The 13,123-nt window shown below is 70.8% G+C and carries 14 protein-coding genes; 6 read left to right on the top strand and 8 right to left on the bottom strand.

Going from position 1 to position 13,123, the window contains the following annotated elements:
* Nucleotides 1-56 precede the first annotated feature (56 nt).
* Nucleotides 57-1,706 (bottom strand): long-chain fatty acid--CoA ligase, encoded by a 1,650-nt coding sequence (locus ACN26Z_RS04310; protein WP_282240226.1) that lies wholly within the window; start codon nt 1,704-1,706, stop codon nt 57-59.
* A 55-nt stretch (nt 1,707-1,761) separates the two neighbouring features.
* Between ACN26Z_RS04310 and ACN26Z_RS04305 the strand changes: the two genes are divergently transcribed.
* On the top strand, nt 1,762-2,253 hold the full coding sequence (locus ACN26Z_RS04305) for an NUDIX domain-containing protein (RefSeq protein WP_093404100.1): 492 nt from the start codon (nt 1,762-1,764) through the stop codon (nt 2,251-2,253).
* A 60-nt stretch (nt 2,254-2,313) separates the two neighbouring features.
* On the opposite strand, the gene ACN26Z_RS04300 is transcribed toward ACN26Z_RS04305, so the two are convergent.
* Entirely contained in the window at nt 2,314-2,862 is a 549-nt protein-coding gene (locus ACN26Z_RS04300; protein ID WP_093404098.1) for a type 1 glutamine amidotransferase domain-containing protein, read from the bottom strand.
* A 146-nt stretch (nt 2,863-3,008) separates the two neighbouring features.
* Here ACN26Z_RS04300 and rfaE2 point away from each other — a divergent pair, with 146 nt between their 5' ends.
* Both rfaE2 and ACN26Z_RS04290 read left to right on the top strand, forming a co-directional pair.
* A complete protein-coding gene (gene rfaE2 / locus ACN26Z_RS04295) occupies nt 3,009-4,901 on the top strand; it encodes a D-glycero-beta-D-manno-heptose 1-phosphate adenylyltransferase (RefSeq protein WP_282240227.1) in 1,893 nt (630 codons plus the stop codon).
* Nucleotides 4,898-5,764 (top strand): glycosyltransferase family 2 protein, encoded by an 867-nt coding sequence (locus ACN26Z_RS04290; protein WP_093404096.1) that lies wholly within the window; start codon nt 4,898-4,900, stop codon nt 5,762-5,764. The genes rfaE2 and ACN26Z_RS04290 overlap by 4 nt, the downstream gene beginning before the upstream one ends.
* Before the next feature lie 14 nt (nt 5,765-5,778).
* Here ACN26Z_RS04290 and ACN26Z_RS04285 read toward each other — a convergent pair whose 3' ends face one another.
* The 3 genes from ACN26Z_RS04285 to ACN26Z_RS04275 are packed head-to-tail and all read right to left on the bottom strand — an operon-like array spanning nt 5,779 to nt 7,927.
* Nucleotides 5,779-6,870, bottom strand: coding sequence for a glycosyltransferase family 9 protein (locus ACN26Z_RS04285; RefSeq protein WP_421459932.1), 1,092 nt, complete (start codon nt 6,868-6,870; stop codon nt 5,779-5,781).
* Nucleotides 6,871-6,890: 20 nt separating this feature from the next.
* Nucleotides 6,891-7,424 (bottom strand): Hsp20/alpha crystallin family protein, encoded by a 534-nt coding sequence (locus ACN26Z_RS04280; RefSeq protein ID WP_093404093.1) that lies wholly within the window; start codon nt 7,422-7,424, stop codon nt 6,891-6,893.
* The gene (locus ACN26Z_RS04275) at nt 7,421-7,927 is read right to left on the bottom strand and encodes a DUF2231 domain-containing protein (RefSeq protein WP_093404092.1); all 507 of its coding nucleotides are present in this window, start codon (nt 7,925-7,927) and stop codon (nt 7,421-7,423) included. Before ACN26Z_RS04275 ends, ACN26Z_RS04280 begins: the two co-directional genes overlap by 4 nt.
* Before the next feature lie 151 nt (nt 7,928-8,078).
* Here ACN26Z_RS04275 and ACN26Z_RS04270 point away from each other — a divergent pair, with 151 nt between their 5' ends.
* Nucleotides 8,079-8,696 carry a pyridoxamine 5'-phosphate oxidase family protein gene (locus tag ACN26Z_RS04270; protein ID WP_282240621.1) on the top strand — a complete coding sequence of 206 codons (618 nt, stop codon included), beginning with the start codon at nt 8,079-8,081 and terminating at the stop codon, nt 8,694-8,696.
* A 105-nt stretch (nt 8,697-8,801) separates the two neighbouring features.
* Here the strand turns inward: ACN26Z_RS04270 and ACN26Z_RS04265 are convergent, their stop codons facing one another.
* The 3 genes from ACN26Z_RS04265 to ACN26Z_RS04255 all read right to left on the bottom strand — a co-directional run bounded on the left by ACN26Z_RS04265 (nt 8,802) and on the right by ACN26Z_RS04255 (nt 11,259).
* Nucleotides 8,802-9,500 (bottom strand): GOLPH3/VPS74 family protein, encoded by a 699-nt coding sequence (locus ACN26Z_RS04265; protein WP_421459930.1) that lies wholly within the window; start codon nt 9,498-9,500, stop codon nt 8,802-8,804.
* A 131-nt stretch (nt 9,501-9,631) separates the two neighbouring features.
* The gene (locus ACN26Z_RS04260) at nt 9,632-10,351 is read right to left on the bottom strand and encodes an ABC transporter permease (RefSeq protein WP_093404089.1); all 720 of its coding nucleotides are present in this window, start codon (nt 10,349-10,351) and stop codon (nt 9,632-9,634) included.
* 26 nt (nt 10,352-10,377) lie between these two features.
* Nucleotides 10,378-11,259, bottom strand: coding sequence for an ABC transporter ATP-binding protein (locus ACN26Z_RS04255; RefSeq protein WP_093404087.1), 882 nt, complete (start codon nt 11,257-11,259; stop codon nt 10,378-10,380).
* 107 nt (nt 11,260-11,366) lie between these two features.
* On the opposite strand from ACN26Z_RS04255, the gene ACN26Z_RS04250 reads away from it, so the two are divergent.
* On the top strand, nt 11,367-12,518 hold the full coding sequence (locus ACN26Z_RS04250; RefSeq protein WP_421459927.1) for a sensor histidine kinase: 1,152 nt from the start codon (nt 11,367-11,369) through the stop codon (nt 12,516-12,518).
* Nucleotides 12,515-13,120 carry a response regulator gene (locus ACN26Z_RS04245; protein ID WP_282240231.1) on the top strand — a complete coding sequence of 202 codons (606 nt, stop codon included), beginning with the start codon at nt 12,515-12,517 and terminating at the stop codon, nt 13,118-13,120. Before ACN26Z_RS04250 ends, ACN26Z_RS04245 begins: the two co-directional genes overlap by 4 nt.
* Nucleotides 13,121-13,123 lie beyond the last annotated feature (3 nt).

The raw sequence follows: 13,123 nt of genomic DNA, 5'->3' as shown, positions 1-13,123 counted from the left end.
CGGAGAGAGGTCTGTGCAGGCCACTACTCCCAATGGCGATGATGCTCCGAAAAACGTTACGGCGTGGCCAGTTCCCGCACATTCAGGTCGCCGTCGGCGTACCGGGAGCGCACCACCTTCTTGTCGAACTTGCCGACGCTTGTCTTCGGCACGGCCTCGATGAAAGCCCACCGCTCCGGCAACTGCCAGCGCGCCACCGACCCGGCCAGGAAGTCGCGCAACTCCTCCGGGGTCGCCGAGGCACCCTCCCGGAGCACCACGGTGGCCAACGGCCGCTCGTCCCACCGCTGGTCCGGTACGCCCACCACGCAGGCCTCCAGCACCGCGGGGTGGGCCATCAGCGCGTTCTCCAGCTCCACCGAGGAGATCCACTCGCCGCCGGACTTGATCACGTCCTTGGCCCGGTCGGTGAGGGTGATGTAGCCGTCCGCCGACAGCGTGCCCACGTCACCGGTACGCAGCCAGCCGTCGCGGAACTTCTCCGGGTCCGGCGCGTCGTCCCCGACGTACCGGGCGGTGATCCACGGCCCACGGACCTCCAACTCACCGACGGAGGTCCCGTCCGCGGGCAGCGGCTCCCCGGCCGGACCCACGATGCGGGCCCGTACCCCCGCCGGCACCCGGCCCTGCGTGTACCGGTACCGCCAGGCGTCGTCGCCGCTCGCCCCGGCCGGTGGGCGCGACACCGAGCCCAGCGGCGACATCTCGGTCATCCCCCAGGCGTGGATCACATCGACGCCGTGCCGCTCGTCGAACGCGTGCATCAGCGACGGCGGACAGGCCGAACCACCGACGATCACCTCCTTGAGCGAGGCGGTATCGACGTCGTGGCCGTCCAGGTAGGCCAGCAGGTCGGTCCAGATGGTCGGCACCGCACCGGCCAGGGTCGGCCGCTCCGCGGCGATCATCTCGGCGATCGGCGCGGCCTGGAGGAAACGGTCCGGCATCACCAGCGACGCGCCGGAGAGGAAGGCCGCGAACGGCAGCCCCCACGACATCGCGTGGAACATCGGGACGATGGCCAGTTCCCGGTCGGTCGGCCCGAGCCCGAACCCCTCCGGCATGCAGATCTGCAACGAGTGCAGGTAGATCGAGCGGTGCGAGTAGGCCACCCCCTTGGGGTTGCCGGTGGTGCCGGAGGTGTAGCAGAGGGCGGCGGCGTCGCGTTCGTCCACCTCGGGCCAGTCGTACACCTCGGGGCGGTCGGCCAGCAGCGCGTCCCAGTGATGTACGGCGATCCGGTCACCCGCCGCCGCCACCAGCGGAGCGGGATCGCCGCCACCGACCACCACCACGTGCCGCACGCTGGTCATGCCACCGAGGGACTTCGCCAGCAGCGGGATCAGCGTCGAGTCGACAAGCACCACCCGGTCCTCGGCGTGGTTGGCGATGTAAGTGACCTGGTCGGGAAAGAGCCGGATGTTCAGCGTGTGCAGCACCGCACCCATGCTGGGCACGGCGAAGTACGCCACCAGGTGCTCGGTGTTGTTCCACATGAAGGTGGCGACCCGCTCGTCGCCGGTCACCCCGCACTCCGCCCGCAGGGCGTGCGCGAGCCGGGCGGCGTCCCGCCCGACGTCGGCGTACGTGCTGCGCCGTGGCTCGGCGCCGGTCCACGTCACCACCTCGGCCGCGCCGTGCACGGTGGCGCCGTGTTCGAGGATCCGGGAGACCTGGAGAGGGGCGTCCATCATCGTGCTACGCATGGGTAACAAGTTAGTGTCGCCGGTCACACGTTGGGAACCCCCGTAAATTGTCCGGGTGAGCATCTCCTGGGCTGATTCGTACGTCGGGCAGCTGCGCGCCCTGGCCGGCGACCGGACGCTGATGTTCGTCGGGGCGCGAGCCGTGGTGCGCGACAACTCGGCCCGCATCCTGCTGATCCGCCGCTCCGACAACGGCCAGTGGGCACTGCCCGCCGGCGCCATGGAGCTGGGCGAGTCGATCGCGGACTGCGCCGTGCGGGAGGTACGCGAGGAGACCGGGCTGCGGGCCCTCCGGGTCAGCGCTTTCGCCCTCTACACCGGCCCGGACCGCACCCACACCAACATGTACGGCCACACCTATCAGATCTTCACCACCGCGTTCCGGGTCGAGGAGTGGGACGGCCGGCTGGCCCGGGTCACCGACGAGACGATCGACGCGGGCTTCTTCCACCGCGAGGCGATGCCCCAGCCGCTCTCGGCCAGCGTCCTGGAGACCCTGGCCGACCTGGACGTCTTCGAGCAGACCAACCGCCTGATCCTGAAGTGACAGGCAGCGCGGTGGCCTCGCCCGAGCGGGCGAGGCCACCGAACGAGCGCTGCCGCAGGATCAGTGCCGACCCTCGGCGAACTCCTCGACGATCTTGGCGCAGAAGGCCGGCAGGTCGTCGGGCTTACGGCTGCTCACCAGCCCGTTGTCGGTCACGACCTCCTCATCGACCCACTCCGCGCCGGCATTGACCAGGTCGGTACGCAGGCTGGGCCAGCTGGTCAGCCGACGCCCCCGCACCACGTCCGCCTCGACAAGCGTCCACGGACCGTGGCAGATCACCCCGACCGGCTTGCCGGCGTCGAAGAACGACCGCACGAACCGGACGGCGTCGGCATCGGTACGCAGGAAGTCCGGGTTGGCCACCCCACCGGGCAGCACCAGCGCGTCGTACCGGGCGGGATCCGCGTCGGCCGCGCTCACATCCACCTCGTACGTGGTGGAGGGGTCCAGGTGCTCGAAGGAGGTGATCTTTCCAGGCTTGATCGACACCAGTTCGGCGGTCGCGCCGGCCTGCTCGACGGCCTGACGCGGCTGGACGTACTCGATCTCCTCCACGCCGTCGGTGGCCAGGAAGGCGACCCGCTTGCCCTGCAACGTCGCTGCCATGACGTTCTCCTCTCCGGGGGTTCGTCCATATCCGTTCCCGACGCCAACGTCACGAAACGCGGCGGGTCGGTGGCCCAGCACACGTCGCCGCCAGCGGGTGCCTGGCCGGCAGGTTTGACCCCGCCGACCGGAGGGGAACCGCCGGCATGGCACGAGCAGCAGCGGAACAGCTCCGGCTCGCCGACGTCGTGCAGAGCTGGCTCGGGCGTCCGGTCCTGGTGATCGGTGACGCCATGCTCGACGAGTGGCGGTTCGCCGACTCCGACCGGTTGTGCCGGGAGGCCCCTGCCCCGGTCCTCACCCTGCGCCGCCGTATCTCGGCGGCGGGCGGCGCCGCCAACACCGCCGTCAACATCGCCACGTTGGGCGGGCGCTCGGTGCTGGTCGCACCCGTGGGGGCCGATGCGGCCGGCGACGAGCTGCACGACTGTCTCGACCGGGCCGGTGTCTGGGACCGCACGGTCAGCCAGCCCGGGCGACCCACCCCGGTCAAGCGCCGGATGCTGGCCGGTGACCAGATCCTGCTGCGGGAGGACTCCGGCGACCCGGACGACCCGCTCAGCGACCTGGGGGTGGACTGCCTGCTCACCGCCCTGGACTGCGCGAGTGCGGAACTGCGGGCCGCCAGCGGGGGCGAGAAGCCGACCCTGGTGGTCTGCGACTACGGTCTGGGCGCGCTGCCCGCGCCGGTCCGCGCCTGGCTGGTCGAGCATCGGGACCGGTACGCCACGGTCGCGCTCGACGCGCACGACCTCGCCGACTGGCGGGGCCTCGCCCCGACCGTGGTGACCCCTAGCTTCGCGGAGGCCACCCGCCTGCTCGCCCGCGCGGGCGTGGTCGGACCGACCACGAACCCAGCCCCCGCCGACCCGGCCGGCACCGCGACGACCGGTGGGCACGAGTTGCACCTGGAGCATCCCGAGGTCGATCCGGCCGACGGCCCGTCCGAGCTGACCGTGGGAACGGCGCCGGGTGAGGCCGGGATGCGGCGTACCGACGGGCCCACCGGGGAGCCCACCCCGGGCGAGAGCCGGGTGGCGATGACCCGCGACGGACTCAGCGTGACCGGCACCGGAGTGACAGTGAACGCCGAGATCGGTGCCGGCGTGGACCGGGCCGTCCTGGCCGAGTCCCGCCTCGCCGAGCTGCGCGCCCACACCGGCGCGGCCGTGGTCGCGGTGACCCTGGACACCGAGGGCGCGGTGGTCGGCGGGATCGACGGCGAACCCGCCCGCAGCCACACCACACCCGTGCCCGCCAGCCACACCGTCGGTGCCGGCGACGCTTATCTGGCGGCGATGACGCTCGCGCTGGCCGCCGACGCTCCACTGTCCACCGCCGCCCAACTGGCCCAGCTCGCCGCGACGAGCACCGTCGCCGGCACCGGCACCTGCGTGTGCCGCCGCGAAGACCTGCTGGCCGCGCTGGGCCGGCCGACACCCGACGACCGGCAGGTGCTTGTCGACACCGGGCACCTGGCGGAGATCGTGGCCGGGCACCGGCGCGCCGGACGCTCGATCGTCTTCACGAACGGCTGCTTCGACGTGTTGCACCGGGGGCACGTGCGCTACCTGGAACAGGCCCGCGCCCTGGGCGACCTGCTGGTGGTGGCGGTCAACTCCGACGGCAGCGTACGCCGGTTGAAGGGTGCGGACCGGCCGGTGAACCCGATCGAGGACCGAGCCGCCCTGCTCGCCGCGCTGACCTGCGTCGATCACGTGGTGGTGTTCGAGGAGGACTCCCCGGCCGCCCTCATCGAAGCCGTCCGGCCGGACGTCTACGTCAAGGGCGGCGACTACCCGCCCGAGCTGGTGCCGGAGGCGCCGCTGGTGCACCGGCTGGGCGGTCAGGTACGCACTCTCGGGTACGTGCCGGACCGCTCCACCTCGGCGATCATCGACCGCATCCGCGCGTACGGCCAGGAGGGCCTGACCGGCGCGGAGGCCGGGCCGACCGCGCCCGCTCCTGAGGTGGAGACCTCCGGAACGACCGGAGCCACCGGTGCGGACGCGCCGCCACTGACCGGCAAGGCGCCGTGAACCGACCCCTCGACGCCGGCGCGCCCGCGCAGTTCCGCGTCGACCGGCTGGTCGACGTGCTCGTCCCGACCCGTAACCGGCCCACCGAACTCGCCGTCACCCTCTCCGGGCTCGCCGCCCAGGAGGGGGTGCCGGGATTCGGCGTGGTGGTCAGCGACCAGTCCGACGGCGACCCCGGGTACGCCCATCCGGCGGCGGCCACCATGGTCCGGGCCCTGCGTCACCGGGGACATCCGGTGCTGCTGACCCGACGGCTGCCCCGGCGAGGGCTCGCCGAACACCGCAGTTTCCTGCTCGCCACCTCCACCGCCCGGTACGTGCTCTTCCTCGACGACGACGTCTGGCTGGAACCGGGAACGCTGCGCCGGCTGGTGACCGCGATCGGCGAGCTGGGCTGCGGTTTCGTCGGCAACGGGGTGCACGGACTGTCCTACCTGGACGACGTCCGGCCGCACACGCACCGGCACTACCGGGAGTGGCCGGGACGACCGGTGCCGGAGCGGATCCGCCCGGGCACGCCCGAGTGGGACCGGGCGCAGATCCATTCGGCGGCGAACCTGCTGCACGTGACGGCGTCGCTGACGCTGGCGGACGACGAATGGCGGGCGTACCAGGTGTCCTGGGTCGGCGGTTGCGTGCTCTACGACCGGGCGAAGCTGGTCGACGCGGGCGGCTTCGACTTCTGGCGTCGGGTGCCGGTGCGGCACCAGGGCGAGGACGTCGCCGCGCAGCTCGCCGTGCTGGCCCGGCACGGCGGCGCCGGTGTCCTGCCCAGCGGCGCCTACCACCTGGAGTCGCCGACCACGGTCACCGAACGCGATGTGGAGGCGTGGGAGGTCGTCCTCGCCGACCCGGACGCCTGAGCCAGCGGATCTCTTCAGCGGAACAGCAGCTCCCGGGCGGCTTCGAGCACCTCGGGGACCGGCACGTCAACGACGAAGGAGTCGCGGTGCGGGCAGTCGCCGTCGCCCGGACGGTGCGGGTAGATGCCGGGGGTGCAGTCCACCCCGCAGACCGGACAGTGCACCGTCCACGAGGTGATCGGCCGATGCCGGCCCCGCAGCACCGGAGCGGTGGTGATCAGGTTGCCGACCCAGAAGATGCCGACGGTGGGGGTACCGACGGCGGCAGCCAGGTGCAGCGGACCGGTGTCGTTGGAGACCACCAGCTCACAGCCGCGGTAACAGCCGGCCAGCCCACCAAGACTGAGCGTGCCCACCTGCGGCCGGACCGGCACACCGGCGGTGGCGACCACCCGGTCGACCACCTCCTGCTCGGCCGGGGTGCCGGTGACCAGCACCTCGTACCCGTCGGTGTGCAGCGTCCGGGCCACCTCCCCGAAACGGTCGGCGGGCCAGCGCCGGCGGGTGTCGGTGGCCCCGGGATGCAGCGCCACCCGGGGACGCTCCGGCTCGCCGAGCACGGCCCGCGCCTCGGCCCGGTCGGCTTCGGTGACCGCCAACGCCGGCGTAATCGTGGTGGTCGGAGCACCCACCAGAGCCACCGCCTCCAGATAGCGGATCACCTCGTGCTGGTAGTAGACGTAGCGCAGCCAGCGGTCCAGCGGCGGCGCGTCCTCGGCCCGCAGGCCGGCGGTGACCCGGGCACCGAGCGCGGCCACCAGCGGGTTGGAGTTGGCACCGCCGCCGTGCAGTTGCATCGCCACGTCGAACCGTTCCGCGCGGGCGGCGGCCAGGAAGTCGACCATGCTGGACTCTGGCTCGCCGTCGGTCGCCGTCCGGATCCCCGGCGCGGGCGGCACCACGATTACCCGGTCGACCGGGCCCGGCCGGTCCCGCCACAGCTGCGCGTGCCAGGGCGCGCCGAGCAACACGATCTCCGCTTGGGGGTACGCGGCCCGCAGCGCCTCCAGCGCGGGTAGCACAAAGATGAAGTCACCGAGCGCGTTGGCGCGCAGCACGGCGATCCGGGCCACGTCGGGCACCCGGTCGGCAGCCTCTTCCAGCACGGCCCGGGCCACGGAACGCGCTACCGACCGGAATCGCCGGTGGCGACGTCCGGCTGGTGCAGTTCCCGGTCCGCCGCCGGGTCGACGCTGCTCGGCACACCGCCGGACGCGCCGGCCGGACGTGGGCCGGTACGACCGACGGTGATGGTGCGTGGCGCGGGCCGGTTCGCCCGGGGCAGCCGTACCCGCAGCAGACCGTGGTCCATCACCGCGTCGATCGCCTCAGGGTCCACTCGCGACGGCAACTGCACGCGGTACTCGAAGCCCCGGGTCTCGAACCCGCCGGGAATGCCATGGTCGGCGTTGACCTCGGCCTCCGTACGCGCCCGTACGCACAGCTCGCGGTCGTCCAGTTCCACCGCGACCTCCTCCGGAGCGACGCCGGGCAGCCGGACGACCACCTCCCAGCCGTCGCTGGTCTCGCCCAGCTCCACCTCGGGCGGACCCGGTCGACCACCGACCAGCCGGCTCAGCTCGGCCCGCAGCGACTGCAACTCGCCCATCGGATCCCAGCCCTGCTGACCGCCCCGCCAGCCGCGTCCCGGCCTGGTCATCGCGCATCTCCCATCCGTTGACTGGCGGCCACCGGCCGCAGGGAACTCGGCGCGTCGAGGCTGGCCTCCCGGTCGACCCCGACCCCGAGCCGGTCGACGAGTTCACCACCGAGCCAGCCGCCGACCCCGAGGATGCCGAGCGCCACCACCTCGATGGCGATCAGTGCCCCGCCCGCGCCGCGCGAGTCGGCGTTGAGCCGTACCACCCAGACGGCGGCGAAGAGCAGGATCACCGCGACGTTCGCGGCGGCGTGGGTCAGCGCCACCCGCTTGGCGCGGGTACCGGAAGGGATGGCCAGCAGGTCGAACGTCCCGGCCGCCGCGGCCAGCAGGCCGCCGATCAGGCCGACGGTGAGGTTCCAGTACGCCACCTCGCCGAGGAAGTCCGGCCCGCCGACCGTGTCGATGACGTCAAAGAGCACGGCCGTGACCAGCAGGGCGAACGGAAACATCACGAGCATCGGATGGACGGGATGCCCCAGGATCTTGAGCCGACTCTCCATCTCCGGGCCTCCACTGCTCTCCGAGGGCGCTCAGTGGGCCGGTACCCCGGTCACCGAGGGACAAACCTCACGGGCGGGCGCGACTAGACTGACCGTGGCGGTTTCCCGCCCGGGTGCCGCCACCACGGTCAACTCCATGGGGAGGCACCCAGTGACGGTGGAGATCACATCCGCAGCCGAATTGACCGAGCTGCTCGGCACCCCGGCACCCCGCGCAGTCGCCAAGGAGCGCACCGAACTGCACGAGCGTGACCGGCAGTGGCTCGCCGCGTCGCCGTTCTGTCTGGTGGCCACCGCCGGAGCGGACGGCACCTGCGACGTCTCACCCAAGGGCGACCCGGCGGGTTTCGCGCATGTGCTGGACGAGCGGACCATCGCCATTCCGGAGCGTCCCGGCAACAAGCGCGCCGACGGCTACCGCAACATCCTGGCGAATCCGCACGTCGGCCTGATCTTCCTCATCCCAGGGCGCACCGACACCCTGCGGATCAACGGCCGGGCGCGGCTGCTCCGTGACGCGCCCTGGTTCGACGCCATGGTGGTCAAGGGGCACCGGCCGGTGCTCGCCGTGGTGGTCGAGATCGAGCAGATCTTCTACCACTGCGCGAAGGCGTTTCTCCGGTCCCAGCTCTGGCAGCCGGAGACCTGGCCAGCGGACCCGCTGCCCAGCCGGGCCCGCCTGATCAAGGAGGTCGAGGCCCCGGCGGACACCCTCGTCGACCTCGAACGCCACTACGGCCCCCAGTACGCCGCAAACCTCTACACCTGACCCGTCCCCGCCGGCTCCCGGCCCGCAACTTCGGTGATGCTGCTGCCTGCGGTCCACAAGACACGACAACATCCGCGAAGTTGCAGGCTGGGTTACCCGGGCGGGTCAGCTGCGGGGGATCACGGTGGTGACGATGACACTGTTGACGACGGTCGCGGTCATGGTCCGGGTCACGGCTTCCGCTGCGGCACCGGCCCCCCAGTTGCCCTGCTCAAGTTCCTTCGCTCGTTTGATCACGGGTGTGGTCCACGGGATGTCGCGGTAGAACTGGGGAAGAGTCCCGCTGCCCGACAGCAGTGCCGCCAGCGCAGCTACCCGGGCCGACGGTTCCGCGCCGTCCACGAGGACCTGCCTGACCTCCTCCAGCAGACGCGCGCGGCGTCCGGTGCCACCGTCGCGCAGCGCAGTCGTACGGAACAGGCCGAGCATCTTCCGATCCTCCCGGGTGATGTCGCCGCGTTCGACGAGCCGTTCCAACACCGGCTTGCGCAGCTCCGGGCCGATCGCGGCGAGCACCGTCTGAACGCCGCGGGGTTTCTCGGAGAGGTAGTCCCACGCCGACCGGAGAAGATCATCCGACGGTGCCTGACCCTCGACGATCTTCACCTTGCGTCGGTCCGCCATCGTCACCCGGTCGGCAAGGGCGAGATCTGCGAGTACGGCCCCGGCGAGGACGTAGAAGAGGATGTTCTCTCCGGCGATGGTGCCCGACCTTGGTTGGAACAGCAGGAGTAGCAGATCCTCGACCAGAGTCGGCGCCGTCTCGGCAGGCGTGCCTGAGGAATTGTCGGGTTGCCGGGTCATCGGTCAGACCTCTCTTGAGATGGCTGGAGGAGTCAAGGTCACTCCTTCGGCGTACGTCTTTCTCGGCGGTGTGCGGTCTGGTCGGATCGGCGTTCGGGGAATCGCCAGGGCGCCCCACAGGGCTTGGCACCTCAGCGGCGGGGCTCCCAGTTGAAGAGACGGGTGGCCAGCACGACGGCGACGACCACCCAGCCCAACGTCGGGGCCAGCAGGAGCAGGGAGTCGGTCACCGCGACGCCACCGTTCCAGGCGTTCATCACCATCTCGGTCGCGGAACCACCGGGCAGCAGCCGCTTGAGCAGGGCGAGGTCCTCGGTGCCGCTGATGCCCACCCAGCTGGCGACACCGATCACACCGAGCATGACGGGCAGGGTGGTGACCTGGGCGTGCTCGGGTGAATTCGTCAGGCCGGCGGTGGCCAGTCCCAGGCCGATCAGCATGGCCACGGTCGCGACGATCGCTACCACCAGCAAGGGAATGTTGGCCGGCCCGCCGGCGACCATGGCCAGCGCGGTCAGGATCGCAGCCACCTGCACCACGGCGATCAACGTGGCGGGCAGCAGGAGGCCGGCGAGAATGCCAGCGTCCCCGATGGCCGTGGAGCGCAGCCGTTTGAGGAAGAGATTCTGCCGCCGGGACGCCAGGGTGGTCACAGTCGTGGCATAGAGCCCGAACGCGGCAACTGTGAACAGCACGATCGCCGCGATGTAGCCGAGACTGCCAAGGGCGGCGAAGGTTTCGTGCTGACGGACGAAGTACGCGGAGACGACCACCGGAATGATGAAGCTGGTGACCAGCACCAGCCGGTTCCGGAAGATCTGGATCAGCTCACTGAAGGCGATGGGGAGCACGGGAAGGTTTCCTCTCGGGAAGCGAGTCAGCCACTTATGGCGCGGAAGACGTTGTCGAGGCGGGTCGGCCCGGCCTCCAGGTCCCGCAGCTCCACGGCGTTGTCCTGCGCCCAGGAGAGCAGGATGTGCAGGTCCTTCTGCAGGCCGAAGGTCTCGATCACGACCTTGCCGTCACCGTCCCTGGTCGCCTGCAACGGCAGCGCCGGGACCGTCGGTGGCAGCGAGAAGCGGATGACCGCCGGCAGGGTCCGGGTCAGTTCGGAGACGGTTCCCTCCCGGTGGAAGGTGCCCTCGTGCATGAGCCCGATCCGGTCGGCGCGCTCCTGTGCCTCCTCCAGGTAGTGCGTGGTGAGCACGATTGTCGCGCCGTTCTCCCGGAGCCGGTCCACGGTCGTCCACAGGTGGTCGCGCGACTGGACGTCCAGGCCGGTGGTCGGCTCGTCCAGAAAGATCAGCTCCGGGGTGCCGTAGACGGCGGTGGCGAAGTCCAGCCGCCGCTTCTCCCCGCCGGAGAGCTGGGAGACCTTCCGGCCGGCCTTGCTGGTGAGATCGACGACGTCGAGCACCCGGTCGACGTCGTCGGTCCGCCGGGTGAGGGTGCCGATCAGCCGGACCGATTCGCGGACCGTGAGGTCCGGGGAGAAACCACTCTCCTGGAGCATGACACCCATCCGGGGACGTACCAGCCGGCGGTCACCCGGTTGGTGCCCGAAGACGCGCACGCTGCCGGAGGTCGGCGTCCGATGCCCCTCGATGGTCTCCAGGGTCGAGGTCTTCCCCGCCCCGTTCGTGCCGAGCAGCGCGTACAGTTCCCCACGCCGGACCTCGAAGGACAGGTCCTTCACGGCGTGGAAGTCGCCGTACCTGACGTTGAGCCGTTCGACTTCGATGACTGGTGTCGTGGACATGCCCCAATGACAGCAGCGGTCGCTCCGATCCATCAGTGGTGCCACGTCACGGGTACATGTGACGTGGTGTCACTGCCGCCGAGCAGGATCGGCAGAATACTGGGCAGGTGACCGCGAGATCGCCGGCCTTCACCAAGACGACGCAGAGGCGGCTGCGCCGGATCAATCTCCTCACGTCACTTCCGCCGGTCGTGTTCGCCGCGGTGATTCTCCTGGCCATCGACGCGCACACCTGGTGGCATCTCATCGTTCTGGCCCCGGGTGCCGTGGCTGCGGTGGTGGCCTTCGAACGCTGGACGGCGGACGACCTCGCCCGGGTCGCCCTGCCCTGCACGATCGTCGGGGCTGTGGTGTGGCCGCTCGGGGTGCTGCTGACCGGCAGCCCCAACGCCTACTGGGGCGTCTGCGCCGTGGGGTCTCTCGCCCTCCGCCAGGTACGACGCCGGGCCCTGGCAGCGGTCGGGCTGTTCAGCTACGTCGCCGCCGTCGGCGCGATGCGGTTCCTGGTGCAGCAGGACGACGTCCGCGGCGTCCTGATCACCTACGTTTTCGTCCCGACCGGACTCACCATCCTGGTGACCGTCCTGACGATCGTCGGCGAGCGCTTCTACGACCTCATCCGGGAACTCGATCACGCCCGGGAACGTGAAGCGGAACTGGCGGTCATCCGCGAACGCGTCCGCTTCGCCAGCGATCTGCACGACATCCAGGGCCACACCCTGCACGTGGTCAAGCTGAAGATCGCGCTGGCCCGGAAGCTGATGCTCCGCGACACCGATCGTGCCGAGAAGGAACTGCGGGAGACGTACGCTCTGGTCAGCGACACCATCGCCCAGACCAAGGAGCTGGCGTACGCCCAACGCCGGCTCAACCTCTCGGCGGAACTCGAAAATGCGAAGAACCTGTTCGAGGCGGCGGGCATCCGGGTCCGGGTGACCCGGGAGGCCGAGGTGGGCCCGCGCAGCAGCGAACTGCTCGGTCAGGTCCTGCGCGAGACCACCACCAACATCCTGCGACACGCACAGGCCACCCAGGTGCAGATCACGCTCTCCGAAGCCGGCATCGCGATCGTCAACGACGGCGTGAGCAGCGATACGCTGCCTGAACTCCGAGGACTGTCCAGCCTCCGACAACGGTTGGCGGCCGACGGCGGCGAACTGACCGTGCAACAGCAGGACGGGCGCTTCCTGACCGCCGCGAGCTTCCCGCCCGCTCGTGCCGATGCCGCCGCCGGCGGCGCTGCGGAGGAGGACCGATGACCACCGCCATCGTGCTCGCTGACGACGAGGCCCTGCTGCGTAAGGCGCTGGCCGCGCTGCTGCCGCTCGAAGGCGACATCGACATCGTTGCCGAGGCGACCGACGGCGAAACCGCCGTCGAGGCCACCCTGCGGCACCGGCCCGACGTGCTCGTCATCGACCTGGAGATGCCGGGCGTGGACGGCCTCGGCGCCATCACGCAGATCCGCCGCGTCCGACCGGAGCAGGTGGTTCTCATGCTGACCCGGCATGCTCGGCCCGGCGTGCTGCGAAAGGCACTGAAGCTCGGCGTCCAGGGCTTCGTCAGCAAGTCGGCCGAGCCGGCCCACATCGCCGCCGTCATCACCGACTTGCACGCGGGCAAACGGTGGATCGACCCGGACGTCTCCGCGCTCGCCATCGTCGACGACTGCCCACTCACCGAGCGCGAACTCGACGTGTTGCGGGTCACCAGCGAGGGCTACTCGGTCGCTGACATCGCCGCCCGGCTCCACCTCGCTCAAGGCACCGTCCGCAACTACCTCTCCAACGCCATGCAGAAGACCCAGACCCACACCCGTCATGAGGCCGCGCGCTACGCCCGCGAACACGACTGGCTGTGACCC

The organism is Verrucosispora sp. WMMD703 (assembly GCF_049178935.1).
In the GTDB taxonomy this organism is placed as follows: Bacteria; Actinomycetota; Actinomycetes; order Mycobacteriales; family Micromonosporaceae; genus Micromonospora; species Micromonospora sediminimaris.
Note: the sequence above shows the minus strand (reverse complement) of the source record. Positions and strands in the feature narration are given on the sequence as shown.